The 15,662-nt window shown below is 58.8% G+C and carries 13 protein-coding genes; 12 read left to right on the forward strand and 1 reads right to left on the reverse strand.

Annotated features, from left to right (window positions below; all coding sequences use genetic code 11):
* Nucleotides 1-71: 71 nt before the first annotated feature.
* The 3 genes from BUC26_RS03175 (at nucleotide 72) to BUC26_RS03185 (ending at nucleotide 3,426) form a co-directional block, all read left to right on the forward strand.
* Complete coding sequence (locus tag BUC26_RS03175; protein WP_073373375.1) at nucleotides 72-638, forward strand: LutC/YkgG family protein; 567 nt, start codon at nucleotides 72-74, stop codon at nucleotides 636-638.
* A gap of 38 nt (nucleotides 639-676) precedes the next feature.
* On the forward strand, nucleotides 677-2,800 hold the full coding sequence (locus tag BUC26_RS03180; RefSeq protein ID WP_073373376.1) for an LUD domain-containing protein: 2,124 nt from the start codon (nucleotides 677-679) through the stop codon (nucleotides 2,798-2,800).
* 197 nt (nucleotides 2,801-2,997) lie between these two features.
* Nucleotides 2,998-3,426, forward strand: a complete 429-nt coding sequence (locus tag BUC26_RS03185; protein WP_073373377.1) for a universal stress protein — start codon at nucleotides 2,998-3,000, stop codon at nucleotides 3,424-3,426.
* Between the two features lie 5 nt (nucleotides 3,427-3,431).
* Here the strand turns inward: BUC26_RS03185 and BUC26_RS03190 are convergent, their stop codons facing one another.
* A complete protein-coding gene (locus BUC26_RS03190) occupies nucleotides 3,432-4,157 on the reverse strand; it encodes a septal ring lytic transglycosylase RlpA family protein (RefSeq protein WP_073373378.1) in 726 nt (241 codons plus the stop codon).
* Between the two features lie 248 nt (nucleotides 4,158-4,405).
* On the opposite strand from BUC26_RS03190, the gene BUC26_RS03195 reads away from it, so the two are divergent.
* The 9 genes from BUC26_RS03195 (at nucleotide 4,406) to BUC26_RS03240 (ending at nucleotide 15,528) form a co-directional block, all read left to right on the forward strand.
* Nucleotides 4,406-5,224, forward strand: a complete 819-nt coding sequence (locus BUC26_RS03195; RefSeq protein ID WP_073373379.1) for a FadR/GntR family transcriptional regulator — start codon at nucleotides 4,406-4,408, stop codon at nucleotides 5,222-5,224.
* A 26-nt stretch (nucleotides 5,225-5,250) separates the two neighbouring features.
* A complete protein-coding gene (locus BUC26_RS03200; RefSeq protein WP_073373380.1) occupies nucleotides 5,251-6,837 on the forward strand; it encodes a CoA-acylating methylmalonate-semialdehyde dehydrogenase in 1,587 nt (528 codons plus the stop codon).
* A 391-nt stretch (nucleotides 6,838-7,228) separates the two neighbouring features.
* On the forward strand, nucleotides 7,229-9,505 hold the full coding sequence (locus BUC26_RS03205; protein WP_073373381.1) for an NADP-dependent malic enzyme: 2,277 nt from the start codon (nucleotides 7,229-7,231) through the stop codon (nucleotides 9,503-9,505).
* A 342-nt stretch (nucleotides 9,506-9,847) separates the two neighbouring features.
* The gene (locus BUC26_RS03215; protein ID WP_073373383.1) at nucleotides 9,848-10,564 is read left to right on the forward strand and encodes a GntR family transcriptional regulator; all 717 of its coding nucleotides are present in this window, start codon (nucleotides 9,848-9,850) and stop codon (nucleotides 10,562-10,564) included.
* A gap of 37 nt (nucleotides 10,565-10,601) precedes the next feature.
* Entirely contained in the window at nucleotides 10,602-11,642 is a 1,041-nt protein-coding gene (locus BUC26_RS03220) for a TRAP transporter substrate-binding protein (protein WP_073373384.1), read from the forward strand.
* Nucleotides 11,643-11,714: 72 nt separating this feature from the next.
* Complete coding sequence (locus BUC26_RS03225; RefSeq protein ID WP_073373385.1) at nucleotides 11,715-12,278, forward strand: TRAP transporter small permease subunit; 564 nt, start codon at nucleotides 11,715-11,717, stop codon at nucleotides 12,276-12,278.
* A gap of 20 nt (nucleotides 12,279-12,298) precedes the next feature.
* Nucleotides 12,299-13,591 carry a TRAP transporter large permease gene (locus tag BUC26_RS03230; RefSeq protein ID WP_073373386.1) on the forward strand — a complete coding sequence of 431 codons (1,293 nt, stop codon included), beginning with the start codon at nucleotides 12,299-12,301 and terminating at the stop codon, nucleotides 13,589-13,591.
* Between the two features lie 9 nt (nucleotides 13,592-13,600).
* Nucleotides 13,601-14,563: a carbamate kinase gene (locus BUC26_RS03235; protein ID WP_073373387.1), complete on the forward strand. Its 963-nt coding sequence runs from the start codon at nucleotides 13,601-13,603 to the stop codon at nucleotides 14,561-14,563.
* Nucleotides 14,564-14,571: 8 nt separating this feature from the next.
* A complete protein-coding gene (locus tag BUC26_RS03240) occupies nucleotides 14,572-15,528 on the forward strand; it encodes an oxamate carbamoyltransferase subunit AllH family protein (protein ID WP_073373388.1) in 957 nt (318 codons plus the stop codon).
* Nucleotides 15,529-15,662 lie beyond the last annotated feature (134 nt).

Consider the following 15,662-nt stretch of genomic DNA (forward strand, 5'->3'; position numbering starts at 1 on the left):
ACGCCGCTTCAGGTACGCTTGGCTGGATAGAGCAAGTCATACCCCGCCCGTTCAGCACCAGGAGTCCCACCATGGCCTTCGATTTTGCCAGCCGTTTTGAAAAGCTCTCCGGCATCGTTCACCGAGTCGGCTCCGAAGCGGCAGCCGCGGCCACGATCGCTCAGATCTGCCAAACATCCCAGGCAGGCTGCATCGCACTGGCCGGCCTGTCGTCCACCCTGGTAGCCCTGATCAAGGAGGCCTGCGAACAGACCTGTCCGGAGTTGAGCATCCTCACCGAACCCTATGCTGCCGCCGACCTGCCGCTGGCCATCGATCGGGCCGACATCGGCGTCACCGGCATCTCCTTTGCCATCGCCCAGTCGGGAACGATGGTCGAAGTGGCCGACAACGACGCCCTCCGGCTCGTCTCCAGCCTGCCGAGAATCCATATCGGCCTGTTGCGGGCAGAAGACATTATCGAACACTATCACGACAGCGCCGGCCGGATCCGTGCAACCATCGCCGACCATCCGGAAAACCTGGTGCTCAGTTTTATTTCCGGTCCGAGCCGGACCGGCGATATCGAGTTGAAGCTGACCCTCGGCGTGCACGGCCCGGAGGAGGCTCACTGCGTCATCATCGACGCGGCCGCCTGACGCCAGCAGCCGACCACCTTGTCACCCCGGACAGCGCCATGACCAGCCAACGTTATACCTCCCTGTATCAAAGCATCGAAGCGGCCCTTGAAGATCACAGCAAAAGCGATCTGCTGCGCGGTTGCATGAAACGCGGCCGCGACACCCGCGCCGCAGCACTCGAAGAGTTGCCCGGCGGCGTGGCCTTCCGGGGCGATGTGCGGGCTGCCAAGGAGCGGTGCATCGAGGCTCTGCCCGAACTGAAGCAACGCTTTATCGATAATGCCCGGAAGCGCGGAACCATCGTCTACGAGGCACGAGACGGTGCCGACGCCATCGCCTATTGCCTCAACCTGGCCCGCCACCGTGGCGCCCGGGTCATCGCCAAGTCGAAATCGCTGACCACCGAGGAAATCGACCTGAACCAGCCGCTCATCAAAGCCGGCATCGATGTCGTGGAGACCGATCTCGGCGAGCTGATCATCCAGTTGGCCGGCGAAAAGCCGTTCCACCTGGTCTTTCCGTCGATCCACAAGATGGCTCCGGAGGTCGCCGAGATCTTTTCCCGGACCACCGGCCAAGCGGTTGCCGACGATATCCCGAGTATCATGAAGGTGGTTCGCACCTATCTCCGACCGATCTTTCTCAAGGCCGAGATCGGCCTGACCGGCGCCAATGTGGGCATCGCCGAGACCGGCGGCATCTGCATCGAGACTAACGAGGGCAACGCGCGCCTCGTTTCGAGTCTGGGATCATGTCACATCTGTCTGATCGGCATGGAGAAGATCGTCGAGACTATCGAGGACGCGCTGCTCATGGTGCTGGCCCATCCGGTCAGCGCCTCCGGCCAGCTGCCGACCAATTACGTCACCTGGATGCACGGGCGTTCACCGCTCGGCGAGGGCGCGGCCGCCGAAGAACGTGAGAGCCACATCATCATCCTCGACAACGGCCGCACGGCGATGCGCGGCGATGCCGACATGCGTGAGGCCCTGTACTGTATTCGCTGCGGCGCCTGTATGAATATCTGCCCGACCTACGGCGTGGTTGGCGGCCATACCTTCGGCTACATCTATCCCGGCCCGATGGGCATCTGCTGGACCGCCGGCGTTCATGGCCTGGAGCGGGCCGGCGATTTCGCGCAGCTCTGCATCTCCTGCGGCCTGTGCAAGGAGATCTGTCCGGCCAAGATCAACATGCCGCACATGATCGCCGAGATCAAACATCGCGACGCCGCCGCCAACGGGCATTTGCTCGTCAACCGGGTGATGATGGGCGCCGACCGCGCCGCCCGGCTCGGCAGCGCTACCGCCCCGTTGGCCAACGCCGTGCTGGCCAGCAAACCGCTGCGCGCCTTGCTGGAAAAGACTATCGGCCTGGCCGCCGAACGCACCCTGCCGCCGTTTGTCGCCTCGACCTTTATGCGCCGCTTTGCCAAACGGCCAAAACCCACGTTCGAGCTGATCCGCAACGTCGTCTTTTTTGTCGATGTCTATGCCAACTACAACAACCCGGATCTCGGCCTGGCCGCCGTTGATGCCCTGGAGCGCCTCGGCTGCAAGGTGATCGTGCCGAACCAGGAGGTCAGCGGCTATCCCTACATCGCCTACGGCGGCATGGACCAGGCGCGCCGGATTGCCCGCCGCAACAGCAGCAAACTGGCACCGTGGGTCCGCCGGGGCTACGACGTGGTGGCGATCGAGCCGACCGCCGCTTACGCGTTGGCCGTTTCCTACCCGGTACTGACCCGCGGGTCTGAGGAGGCCCGGTTGCTCTCCGAGCACACGTTTGAACTCTTCGAATACCTCAACAGACTGGAAGACGAGACCGGCCAGAGCCCGGACCCCGAGCTCCTGACCGGCAGGCGGCTGGGCTTTCACTGCGCCTGCCATCAACGCCCGCTGGGAGGCGGTCGGGGAGCCGTCGACTGGCTGCGCCGTCGCGGCGCCGCAGTCGAGTTGATCGAGACCGGCACCTGCTGCGGCATGGGCGGCACCTTCGGCCTGAAAGGCGGCCTGCTCGGCTACGATCTCTCCCAGGCCGTCGGTCAGCCGCTGTTCGACCTGTTCTCGGCCAGCGGCGTCGATGCCATCGTCACCGAGAGCAGCGTCTGCTCGATCCAGCTGGCCGAAGGTACAGCTATGCGAGTCTACCATCCGCTGGAACTGCTGAACCTCGTCTGATCGCGGCGGGCGCCGGCGCCGCTAATGCGCAGTATACCGGCAACCACGCTGATCAACAGAGCGATCCAGCCGGTAAAACAGCAGCGTTCATTTTTTATCTTCGCCTTGCCCTGTAAATCAATCCAGGCCTGCTGTATAATAGTTGTGTGCAAGATTGCCCGCCTGATCAATCACCCCCAACTTCAAGAAGGCCTTTCATGCAGATGACCCACATCCTGCTGCCCGTCGACGGTTCCATTCATTCCAAAGACGCCACCGACTATGCCGTCTACCTGGCCAAATTGTCCGGCGCCCGCGTCACTGCCGTATGCTGTTACGAGTGGTGCTCCAACCTCTACGAGGTAACCCAGTCGGCGATCGATGAGTTAAAGGATAAATTACGCAAGAATGCTGAACAGATCATTGACGAAACGAAGGAAAAACTTGCGGCAGCCGGTATCGATTATGAAGCGGAGACCGTGTCGGGAGCCCCCGGCGTGGTCCTGACCAAGATGATCAAGAGCAAGGAATTCGACCTGGTGGTCATGGGATCGCACGGCCATTCCGATATCGGCGGCCTGTTCCTCGGCAGTATCACCCACAAGGTTCTTAACAAAATCTACTGCCCGGTACTGATCGTCCCGTAGAACTGCTAGAGAACACGAAGGATAACGGTGCCGACGCCCTGCTCGACCAGGGAGAGCTGGCGTGCCAACTGAAAACTCAGATCGACCTCGCGCCCGGCAACATACGGTCCACGATCGGCCACGACGGCACGCACGACCTGACCGGTACGCGGATTTTCCAGCTCCACCCGGGTGCCGAGCGGCATCTCCTTGTGGGCGATGGTGTTACCGTACATGTCGTAGGGTTCACCGTTGGCCATCGGCCGACCGTGGTGATACTCGCCATACCAGCTGGCAACCACTGCCCTGGATCCCTCTTTCTCCGCGGCCGGAATGCGCAACTGCATGCCCGGCTGCAGCCGCCGCGGATCGGTGATATTGTTGAGTCGCAGGATAGCATCGGGATCGACGTGATAGCGCTTGACGCCGAGTTCCCAGACGGTGTCGCCGGGTTGGACCGTATGCAACCGCTCCCCGCCACGCGCCTGAAACGTTGTCCCTGCCGCCGGCACCGCGCTGCTGGAGACGGCAGCTGGAGACGTGCGGGCCGCCTGTTTGGCCTGGGCGTCAAGAACGGTTTGAAAGCGCTGCTGAACGGAAACGGTTTTCCCTTCACGCAAGAACCAGTTGCCGTTCACCCGTGATCGACCGACCGCCTGCGGATTCAATTCCTTCAGGGTCTGCCAATCGGTGCCAAGCCGCCTGGTGACGTTTGCTATCGTATCGCCTCGTTGAACCGTGTAGTCCATCATCTTTTTTCCCTTTCTCTTTCCGTGTCTTGTTAAACCGGCCGGATAACTCTCTATCGGCCAGTCCGGCAACGAAATTTAGCTGCGACAGCAAAGAGGAAAGAAGAGCGATCTGCAGACGAGAAACCGCTTCGATTGTTCGTGCAAATATTAAAATATTATGATATTAAAAAAATCACACGACATCTTCGAAGTCTCCGCGAGAGCCCTTGATCCGGTTCTTAAACCGAAAAACATTAGCAAGGAACTCCATGTTTACTCCGGCGAGAAAGGGAAAAACGACGGACATCATCATCGAACGGATCCGCACCGCGATTCTTGCCGGGAAACTGCAACCGGGCGACCGGCTGCCGACTGAAAAAGAACTCGGCGAACAATTCCAGGTCAGTCGCCAGACCATCCGGGAATCACTGCGGGCCCTGGAACACGTCGGCCTGATCACGTTACGCAAAGGCTCCGGCGGCGGTGCCTTCATCAAGGCCGTCGACGCCGAAATCGTCGTGCAAAACCTGGCCAACTATCTCTACTTCAAGGACCTTACCATTGCCGATCTCTCGGAAATTCGCATCCTGCTTGAACCACATGCTGCCCAGCGAGCGGCGCAACGCGCTACGGCGACCGACCTGCAGCGGCTGACCGCGCTCAACGAGCAGACTCGCCGGGCCATTGACCGGTGCGATCTCAACCTGGTGACGGCCAGCGAAATCGAGTTTCACCGTCTCATCGCCGGCCAGACCGGCAATCCGATTTTGATGCTGGTGCTTGATTTTGTTGAAACCCTTCTTGAAGACTTCAAAAGAATCCTGCAGCCGGACCAGACCTTCATGGAAGCGGTGCTCGCCTCCCACGAGTCCATTCTGCAAGCCATTGCCGATCGCGACGAGACGCGCGCGGCCGAGCAGATGCTCGATCACGTCCAGGCCGTCGAGCGTCACCTGGCCCGACTCAGAAAGGACGAAGACGGCTGCCGGCTCTGGAACAACTGCCTGCAAACAACCGATAACGACGCCCTGCGACAGGGACCGTCCAGAACAGAACACGCACCCCGGCACATTGCCGGACTCTCCTAAACCATTAGCCCAACAAGGGGGACTCGATGTCAGCACACACCACCCGATACTTTGTCGTAACCGACAGCGGCCAGGTCGATCCGGCGCCGAAAAAACTCAAATACCATGCCGGCGGCCAGTGGCTCGAATCAAAGAGCGATGTCTACATGGACTGCTACAACCCGTCCACCGGAACGATTATCGCCCAGGCCCCGCAGTGCACGTCAGCTGAAGTGGAGCAGGTCATTGCCGCCGCCGTCGCGGCTTATCCGGCCTGGTCAGACACTCCGGTGAGCAAGCGCATGCAGGTCCTGTTTCGGATGAAACACCTGGTTGATGCCCACCTGGAAGAGCTGACCCATCTGCTTGCCACGGAAATGGGCAAAGCCTGGCAGGAAGCCATGGGCGATATCCTCAAGGTCAACGAGGTGATCGAGTTCGCCTGCGGCGCGCCGCACCTGATGAAAGGCGAATCCCTGATGCAGGTTTCCAACGGTTATGACACCGTTCAATACCACCATCCACTCGGAGTCTTCGCCGGTATCGCCCCGTGGAACTTCCCGGCCATGATTCCGCACGGCTGGATGACGCCGATCTGCATCGCCACCGGCAATTGCATGGTACTCAAGGCGGCCAGTTTCGTCCCGCAATCATCAATGCGGCTGATGGAACTCTGGCAGGAGGCCGGTCTCCCCGACGGCGTACTCAATGTCTTCACCGCCGGCCGCAACGAGGCGGAGATCCTGCTCAAGCACCCCGACATCAAAGGCGTCTCCTTCGTCGGTTCAACCAAGGTCGGCAAACACATCTACGCAACCGCCGCGGCTCACGGCAAGCGGGTTCAGGCCCTGACCGAGGCGAAGAACCATGCCCTGGTGCTGCGCGATTGCAAGCTCGAACGTACGGCGCGCGGCATTATCAACGCCTTCTGCGGCTGCGCCGGCCAACGTTGCATGGCTCTGCCGACCATCGTCGTCGAGGAGGCCATCGCCGACGATTTGGTCGATCTGCTGAAAAAACTGGCCGCCGAGATCGCCATCGGCCCGGCCTACGAGAAAAGTACCGGCATGGGACCGGTGGTCAACGAGGGGCACATGAAATTCGTGACCGATTGGATCGAGACCGGCATCGAAGAAGGAGCGACACTCGTTGTCGACGGCCGCAACCCGGAGGTACCGGCCGGCTGTGAAAAGGGATTTTTCATCGGCCCGACGATTTTCGATCACGTCACCGAAGAGATGTCTATCGGCCGCGAAGAGATCTTCGGCCCGGTGCTGACCGTCAAGCGAGTCAAGAATTTCGCCGAAGGCCTGCTGCTGATGAACAACAGCCGGTTCGCCAACGGCTCGGTGATCTACACGCAAAACGGCCATTATGCCCGTGAATTCGCCAAACGCACCGATGCCGGCATGGTCGGCGTCAACGTCGGCATTCCGGTGCCGCTCGGCATTTTCGGCTTTACCGGTCACAAGCAGTCATTTTTCGGCGACCTGCACGTCATGGGCAAAGACGGGTTCGCATTCTTTACCGAAACCAAAAACGTCACCCAGACCTGGTTCTCCGAGGACGAGGAGATTTCCGGCAAAGTCGATACTTGGGACGGCACGATCACGTCGATGCCGGACCAGAAATAGCATTCTCCCTCGCCGCCCCTTCACAGCCGCACCCGCTGGCGTCTTCACCAGACGCCAGCGGGTGCGGTTATTGCAGGACGCCGGTAGCGTCGCCAGCTCCCCTAACAAAGAAAGTTCGTTCACGACCATCCTTCCCTTTACATCCGCTATCTCCCCGCGTAACAATTAGGGATACCCCTCTATTTTTTTTGTCGACAATCAGCGTGCCGGATTGATCAGTTCAGCCGACGGTGGCAGCCGTTCCGGAACACCTCGATTGCAACGGAGTTAGACAATATTATTGACTTCTGGTCTTACCAAATATATGCTTAAAAGCACCGTTAAAATGAGATTCAGTTCTGGTAATACCAGTTTCACATGAATCGTAAACTTTCATAACAGGAGGCTCTCCATGGCTACTGATGTCTACGCCGAAGCTCTCGAATACCACCGAAGCGGTCGCAAGGGAAAGATCGAGGTGGTGGTCACCAAACCCTTTTCGACCCAGAAAGACCTCTCCCTGGCCTACAGTCCAGGCGTCGCCAGGCCCTGCCAGGAGATTGCCGCCAATAGCGAAGATGCCTATGAGTATACCGCCAAAGGCAATCTGGTAGCTGTTATCTCCAACGGCACAGCGGTGCTCGGTCTCGGCAATATCGGCGCGCTGGCCGGCAAACCGGTCATGGAAGGCAAGGGAGCCCTGTTCAAAAAATTCGCCGATATCGATGTCTTCGACATTGAAGTCGCCACCGAAGACCCCGACGAGTTGATCAGGACCTGCGAGTTGATCGCTCCGACCTTCGGCGGTATCAACCTGGAAGATATCAAGGCACCGCAATGTTTCTATGTCGAAGAAACACTCAAGCAGCGCGTCGACATCCCGGTCTTTCACGATGACCAGCACGGCACGGCCATCATCACCTCGGCCGCCTTTCTCAATGCGTTGGAAATCACCGGACGCGACATCACGGAGGTCAAGGCGGTGTTCAACGGGGCCGGCGCCGCCGGCATAGCTTGCGCCCGGATGTTCATCGCCCTCGGCCTGCCCAAAGAGAATCTGATCATCTGCGATTCCAAAGGCGTTATTTATCAGGGACGCAGCGAATCGATGAACCCCTACAAAGAGCAATTGGCAAACGACACCCCGCACCGGACATTGGCCGAGGCCGTGCAGGGGGCCGATGTATTCTGCGGGGTCAGCGTTGCCGGCGCCCTGACCACCGAGATGCTGCAGAGCATGGCCGAGCGTCCGATCGTCTTCGCTATGGCCAACCCGGAACCGGAAATCTCCTATCCCGATGCCATCGCCGCCCGGCCTGACTGCATTATCGCCACCGGCCGCAGCGACTACCCGAACCAGGTCAACAATGTCCTCTGTTTCCCGTTTCTCTTTCGCGGAGCCCTGGACGTCCGCGCCAAAGAAATCAACACCGAGATGAAGATCGCCGCAGTCAGGGCCATTGCCGAATTGGCCAAGGAAGAGATCCCGGACCAGGTATTGCGGGCCTACGGCGCCGACAATTTCGAATTTGGCCCCGAATATCTGATCCCGACCCCGTTCGATCCCCGGGCCCTGCTACGCATTGCCCCGGCGGTTGCTCGAGCAGCCATGGAAACCGGGGTGGCGCGCAAACCGATCGCCGACCTTCAGGGCTACACCGAACACCTGGAAGCGACCCTCGGACGCTCCAAGGCCATCCTGCGCTTCGTGACCAATCGCGTCAAGAAAGAACCGGTACGAGTCGTCTACCCGGAAGGCACCAACAAAAAAATCATTCGAGCAGCGATCCAGGTAATGGAAGAGAATATCGCCACCCCGATCCTGCTCGGCAACCACGACGAAATCAGCGAATTGCTCAGCAAACACGGCATTCCCGATCACTCGATTCTGATCGTCGACCCATCCCGGGAAGAAGACTGCATCGAGCGCTACGCCAGGGACTATTACGAGCGGAAACAGCGCTCCGGCATCACCCTGCCCTATGCCCGCGACATCATGCGTCGTGATACCGGCTTTTTCGGCGCAATGATGCTCAATGGCGGCGATGCCGACTGCATGATCTACGGGCAGTCTCTGCCCTACCCGTACGCCATCCGCCGGGTTTTATCCTGCGTCGGCCGGACTTCAGAGCGAAAAACGGTGGCCAGCGTTTACATGATGGTGTTCAAGAAACGAACCCTGTTTTTTGCCGATACCACGGTCAATATCAACCCGAGCGAACAGCAGCTCGCCGAGATCGCCGTATCGGTTGCCGATTTTGTCAAGGAATTCGACATCACGCCGAAGATCGCCATGCTGTCCTACTCCAACTTCGGCTCCTCCGATTCTCCGGGCGCGGCAAAAATAGCCCGGGCCACCGCGTTGGTCAAACAGCTCGCGCCCGAACTCGAAGTCGATGGCGAAATGCAGGCCAACCTCGCCTTCAACACCGAATTGCGCGAGGAGATTTTCCCGTTCTCCACCTTGAAAGGAGAGCCGAACATTCTCATCTTCCCGGACCTCAACGCCGCCAACATTGCCTACAAGCTGTGCATGCGGTTGGCCGAGGTCGATGCCATCGGCCCGATCCTGGTCGGCCTTAACAAATCGGCCCATATCGTCGAACGCGGGGCTCATGCCGATAACATCTTCAACCTGACGACACTGGCCGCACTCAAGGCCCGCCAAAACGTTATCCTCCCAAAATAACAGTAGAGGGAAGCTTGAAAAATTGTCATGCCGCCCAATTTCAGCGTTGCGCAATCAAATTTTATCCTCGGAATATCTTGTATATGCCTGCGGTAAAATGTTCTTGCGCGCCTTGATCTTGAACGAAATTCCGAACTTTTCAAGCTTCTCTTGAGCCGGGACGCCCAACGGGGCGTCCCGGCAATGTTGCCCTCCCGCCGCACCCCACAATAGAAATTGTGCAGGACAAAAAAACATTTGACGTGTTGTTGCCGTTACTGTATTCCTGTATACAAGAATACACAATAACACACACCAACACGCAACACACGTTTGCCAACCTTTTCCCCAGAGGGCACCCCGATGACCGCCGGCCTGTCAGGAGATCGTGTCAAGACACCCCAGACCATCGCCGAACAAGTTTACGACTTGTTGCGCAAACGAATCATCGAGCAACAGATCAAGCCGGGAGAGCGGTTGCTCGAAGTCGCCGTCTGCGAATCGCTCAACGTCAGCCGGACGCCAGTCCGGGAAGCATTCCGACTGCTCCAACAGGATGGGCTGGTCGAACGCATCCCGCAGGGGGGAATTCGCGTCACCGGACTGTCACTCGAGGAATTGAAGGAAATTACCACGCTGCGGACCGTTCTCGAGGTCCATGCCGTGGAGATGGCCTGCGATTTGATCGAAGAGCACGAAATCGAAACACTCGAGCTGATCGTCGAACAGGCGGCGGCACTGGTTGCCGCCGCCAATGAAGGAAAGGACATCGACCTCGACGAATTGAGCCGGCTCAACACCTTGTTTCACGATACGATCTGCGCGGCGGCACGCAGCAGCTATCTCGGCAAGATCCTCGATATCGTGCGCATGCCCATTTTGCGTTTCCGCCCGTTTTCTCTCGTTGATCGAGAACACCGCCTGCGTGGCGTCGAGGAACACCGTCGCATGGTCGACATGCTGCGCCGGCAGGACAAGGAAGGGCTCAAGCAATTAACGGCCAAGCATGTCGGCGACGTCTCCAAAGCAGTCGCCCGCATATTATCGTCAACCCAAGCCAATCGGGGGGCAGTTGCCTGATCCCCCATTATCACCGCCAACACTGAGGAGAACAGAGATGAAACGTTTCACCATTGCACTGGTCACAGCAGGGATGATGGCGACTTCAAGCCTGGCCCTGGCCGCGGAAAAGTCATTTAACGTCCTTGGTCAGCCACTGGCCACCGGCCTCATCCAGAAAAACAAGGAGCAGCCGTTCTTCGAAAATTTTGCCGAAAACACTGGTCTGGCCATCGACGCCAACTACAAACCGATCGATGTCACCGGCATCAAATCGGAGGAAACCCTGCGCGTCCTGAAAAACGGGCTATTCGACATCGTTTCCATCCGTACCGCCCAAGCCGCACGTGACGAGGTGTTCCTGCTCGGCCAGGATCTTGTCGGCCTCAACCCGACCTACGAAAAAGCGCGCCAGGTCTACGATGCCTACAAACCGCATTTCGCCGCACGTCTGCAGGAGAAATTCGATGCCAAACTCCTCGGCCTCTGGCCGTTCGGTCCCCAGGTCCTGTTCTGCAAACCGGAAATCTCCGGCCTGGCCGACCTGAAAGGAAAGAAAGTCCGGGTCTACGACCAGAACCTGTCGCAGTTTATCGAGAGCATCGGCGCCACTCCGGTACCGATCGGTTTCTCCGAGGTGCAGCAGGCTCTGTCCCGCGGCGTCACCGAGTGTGCCATCACCGGCGCCAGTTCGGCAAACACCGCCGGCTGGCCGGAAGTAACCGAGTATTTCATGCCGATCGGCTTTCAGGTCGGTTTCAACGGTTACGCCATCAACATGAAGACCTGGAACAAACTCTCCCCTGAAGAGCAGGAGAAAATGCAGGCCGCCTTCGACAAACTGGTCGACGACATCTGGGTCTACTCCGAGGAATTGTTTGAAGACGCGCTGCGCTGCAACGTCGGCAAAGAACCGTGCACGACCGTTACCAAATACAACATGAAAGAGGTTCCGGTGAACGAGGAAGACCTGAAGATCGTCGCCGATGCGGTCAAGACGGTATCCTTCCCCACCTGGTCCGAGACCTGTGAGAAGAACTACCCGGGCTGTACGGAGCTCTGGAAAAAAGTCCTCGGTCCGCTGACCGGTATTGAATAACCGACGCGCCCGTCTCAACCGGCCGGCCTTCAGGGTCGGCCGGTTCACCGTCTCTTCCGTGCAGGACGAATCATGGAAATCAATAAAAAAATAGCTTTTTACGCAAGCTGTCTGTTTGGCTATCTCTGTATCGGCCTGTCGATCTTCGTCAGTGTCGAGGTCGTCATGCGAAAAGTTTTCACCAAGTCTCTGCAAGGAGCCGACGAATTGGGCGGCTACGTCCTGGCCATCGGCTCGACCCTGGCGTTTTGTATCGCCCTGATCGGCAACAACCATATCCGCATCGATATTTTTCATTATAAGTTCCCAGACAAAATGCAGGCCGTGCTCAACTGGCTGGCCAAGCTGTCGATGCTGTTTATTTCGTTTTTACTCGCTTTTGCCGCCGTCGGGGTCCTCCAGGAAACCATGAGTTACGGCAGCAGCGCGCCAACCCCATGGGCAACACCGCTGCACTACCCGCAGATTCCCTGGACCACCGGTCTGATCATCTTTTTCGGGTTGTCCTGCTATTATCTGATCAACGCCACCTGGCTGCTGATTACCCGCCGCTGGAACGATCTTCGCGTCCTCTATCAGCCAAAGGGCTCCGCCGACGAGGTCAAAGAGGAACTGCTCGACCTTGAGCACCGTTAACGAGAGGTAAGAAAGCGCATATGTTAGCTGAGATCCTGATATTTTTTGTCGCCGGCCTGGCCTTGCTCTTCCTCGGGGTGCCGATATCTCCGGTGATGGCCATCATCGGTCTGATCGGCGGCCTACTGGCGTTTGGCTACCCGTTCATGAATTCGATCGGCAGCGTCGTCTGGGGGGTGCATAACTCGTTTATTCTCACCGCGGTTCCGCTGTTCATCCTGATGGGGGAAATCCTGCTGCGCTCCGGAGTTGCCGACAAGATGTACAATGCGCTGGCCAAATGGATGAACTGGCTGCCCGGCAACCTGCTCCATACCAATATCGGCTGCTGCGCCCTGTTTGCCGCAACGACCGGCTCATCGGTGGCCTGCGCGGCGACCGTCGGAACTGTCGCGCTGCCGACGCTCAACGAGCGTGGTTTCTCGAAGAAACTGTCCCTCGGCTCACTGGCAGCCGGCGGCACCATGGGCATCCTGATTCCGCCAAGCATCGCCCTGATCATTTACGGAAGCCTGACCAATAACTCGATCAGTCAACTCTTCGTCGCCGGTGTCATTCCCGGCATCGTGTTGACACTCGCGTTCTTCGTCTACCTGATGATCGCCAGCATCTCCATCAAAAACACCGGCATCATCAAGGTGTCCTGGCCGGAACGTATACGCGCCCTGCCGGAGATGCTGCCGCCGCTGTTCATCTTCTTCATCGTCATGGGCAGCATCTATTTCGGCCTGGCAACACCGACCGAATCGGCGGCCCTCGGGATCATCGCTTCGCTCTTTTTCGCCTGGCGCGGCGGCAAGCTGACATTTGCCATGTTGCACAAATGCTTTGTCAACACGGCACAGCTGACCGGCATGATCATCCTGATCATCACCGCCGCTTTTATCCTGAACCTGACGCTCAGCCTCCTCGGTATCGCCGAGATGCTCACCCAGCAGGTGCTGACTCTCGACTTGACGCTGACCCAGCTGACGCTGGTAATGATCCTGTTTTATATCGTCCTCGGCATGTTCCTCGATGTGCTGTCGATTCAGGTCGCCACCATTCCCATCGCCTACCCGATCATGACCGCCGCCGGCGCCGACCCGATCTGGTTCGGAATTTTCATCGTTCTGATGAGTGAAGTGGCAATGATCACCCCGCCGATGGGAATGAATTTGTTCGTCATCCAGGGCGTTCGCCAGGACAAGGGTCCGCTGTCCGATGTCATCTGGGGCGCGCTGCCGTTTGCGCTGATCATGCTGGCCTTCACCGTATTCCTGATCTTCTATCCGGAAGTGGTAACCTGGCTGCCGGCAAAAATGAGAGGGTGATCAACTCCGATGAAGCAACACAGCGCCATGCCGGACCAACTGCTCATCGCTCTGGGCGGCAATGCCATCCACCCGGAGGGCATCAAGGGGACCGGGCAGGAACAGTTCGACGTCGCCGCAACCGCTGCCACGGCTCTACTGCCGCTACTGGAGGCCGTGCCGAATCTGGTGTTCACCTTCGGCAACGGGCCCGGTGTCGGCAAGGTCCTGATGCGCCAGGCCATCGCCAGCAAACGGGTGGCCAGCATGCCCCTTGATATCTGTGTGGCCAACAGTCAGGGCGGAATTTCCTATGTCATCATGCAGGCGCTGCAGAACGTGATGCGCGCCAAAAACCTGCAGCGCCCGGTGGCCAGCATCATATGCGAAGTGCTGGTCGATCCTGCCGACCCGGCGTTTGGCCGGCCGGACAAACCGCTTGGCTATTTTTTCAGCGAATCTGAAGCACGGGATCTCGAAGAGGAATTCGGCTGGACCATGAAAGAGGATGCCGGCCGAGGCTGGCGGATGGTCGTACCGTCTCCGGCACCGCTGAAGATTCTTGACAGCTCCCTGCTCAGTTCGTTGATACGACAGGGCGTTATTGTCATTACCGCCGGAGGTGGCGGCATCCCGGTAATCACCGAGAATGGCGATCGGCTCCGCGGCATCGATGCGGTCATCGACAAAGACCTGACTTCGGCGTTGCTGGCCAGAGAACTCGGTATCGAGCACCTGCTGATCCTTACCTCGGTAAGACATGTGAAGATCAATTACGGCAAAGAAAATGAGCAGGACCTGTCGACGCTGACACTGGCCGAACTCGATCGCTACATCGGCGAGGGACATTTTTCGGCTGGCAGCATGGGACCCAAAGTCGAGGCCGCCAGAAAATTTTTGCTCGCCGGCGGCACACGCGCCATCATCGCCCATCTCGACGAAGCATACCAGGCGTGTCTCGGCACCGCCGGCACCCAGATCGTCAACCAATGAGACAGGGCATGGCGGCAGATTCACTGCGGCAGGTAATCACGGCCGATTCGGTCGGGGTGCAGATCGGACCGATGCTCTCCGGATCGGCACGCTGGCGCATCACCCAGACCTATCGCCACTGTTTCTATTGCCTCTCCGATACCGGAGACGTCATCTGTATCGGTGATGCCCACATCGACAGGGGGCCGTTCACCATCACCTGCACCGTCAGTGATGTAACGGCAGTTGCTGCGCTTGCTGGCAGCCAATATGTCCAATCGTGTGACGGCACCATGCTGTTCGGTGATCAGGCCATCCTCGACACGGCCCGTGCCACACCGTGGCCGGCCGATTTCAACACCTGTGCCGGACCCGGAGCCGCCCTTGATACAATGCTGGCGACCCTGGTCGATACGGCCGCCACCACGGCGCCGCAGCAGAGTTTCGGTGCCCTGATCCCGGCAATATTTGCCTCTCAACCTCGTGCTGAGAAGACCTCGGCTCTCACCGTCGCTCTGCATCGACGACTGCTGCAGGTCGTCGATGCCATACGGTACGAAAATGCTTTCGATGATCCGGAGCGGCTGACGTCACTGCTGGCCCCACTGATCGGCCTCGGGTACGGTTTAACGCCGTCCGGCGACGACTTTTGTGCCGGATGGATCCTCAGTCTCGTTGCCATCGGCAAAACACGGCAGGCAACGACGCTGGCGACCGGCCTCTTCGACGAAGCCGGAAACCGAACGACGGCGATCAGTCTCGCCTTTTTTCGGGCACTAGCGGAATCCCGGCTATCCGAAGGCCAGGCCCGGCTCCTTCACTGCTGCGCGGCCGGACAAACTACCGATCTCGCCGATGCGCTACACGGTGTTTACCACCACGGCGGCACCTCGGGATGGGACATGCTGGCCGGATTCGCCTTCGGCATCGGCCTGCCTTTAGGTGAACATCGATTCCCCGGGCTGGCCGGTTCTGCTGGAGGCTGATAATTGGTGGCTGACGGGCTGAAGTCTGTTTTGCCATTGGGAAGTCGGCGAAGGACAGGTTAAATCTCCCTCGTCGTAGGGAAGTTAGCGGAGGACAGGTTAAAACCTGTCCCGCCGTTGGATGAGATAGCAGT

This window comes from Desulfofustis glycolicus DSM 9705, from assembly GCF_900130015.1.
GTDB lineage: Bacteria > Desulfobacterota > Desulfobulbia > Desulfobulbales > Desulfocapsaceae > Desulfofustis > Desulfofustis glycolicus.

Excerpts from the sequence above, each read along its gene's own strand:
- BUC26_RS03190 (WP_073373378.1), bottom strand. The coding sequence starts at position 4,157 with ATGATGGACTACACGGTTCAACGAGGCGATACGATAGCAAACGTCACC.
- BUC26_RS03195 (WP_073373379.1), top strand. The coding sequence starts at position 4,406 with ATGTTTACTCCGGCGAGAAAGGGAAAAACGACGGACATCATCATCGAA.
- BUC26_RS03200 (WP_073373380.1), top strand. The coding sequence starts at position 5,251 with ATGTCAGCACACACCACCCGATACTTTGTCGTAACCGACAGCGGCCAG.
- BUC26_RS03235 (WP_073373387.1), top strand. The coding sequence starts at position 13,601 with ATGAAGCAACACAGCGCCATGCCGGACCAACTGCTCATCGCTCTGGGC.
- BUC26_RS03205 (WP_073373381.1), top strand. The coding sequence starts at position 7,229 with ATGGCTACTGATGTCTACGCCGAAGCTCTCGAATACCACCGAAGCGGT.
- BUC26_RS03175 (WP_073373375.1), top strand. The coding sequence starts at position 72 with ATGGCCTTCGATTTTGCCAGCCGTTTTGAAAAGCTCTCCGGCATCGTT.
- BUC26_RS03185 (WP_073373377.1), top strand. The coding sequence starts at position 2,998 with ATGCAGATGACCCACATCCTGCTGCCCGTCGACGGTTCCATTCATTCC.
- BUC26_RS03215 (WP_073373383.1), top strand. The coding sequence starts at position 9,848 with ATGACCGCCGGCCTGTCAGGAGATCGTGTCAAGACACCCCAGACCATC.
- BUC26_RS03240 (WP_073373388.1), top strand. The coding sequence starts at position 14,572 with ATGGCGGCAGATTCACTGCGGCAGGTAATCACGGCCGATTCGGTCGGG.
- BUC26_RS03180 (WP_073373376.1), top strand. The coding sequence starts at position 677 with ATGACCAGCCAACGTTATACCTCCCTGTATCAAAGCATCGAAGCGGCC.
- BUC26_RS03230 (WP_073373386.1), top strand. The coding sequence starts at position 12,299 with ATGTTAGCTGAGATCCTGATATTTTTTGTCGCCGGCCTGGCCTTGCTC.
- BUC26_RS03225 (WP_073373385.1), top strand. The coding sequence starts at position 11,715 with ATGGAAATCAATAAAAAAATAGCTTTTTACGCAAGCTGTCTGTTTGGC.
- BUC26_RS03220 (WP_073373384.1), top strand. The coding sequence starts at position 10,602 with ATGAAACGTTTCACCATTGCACTGGTCACAGCAGGGATGATGGCGACT.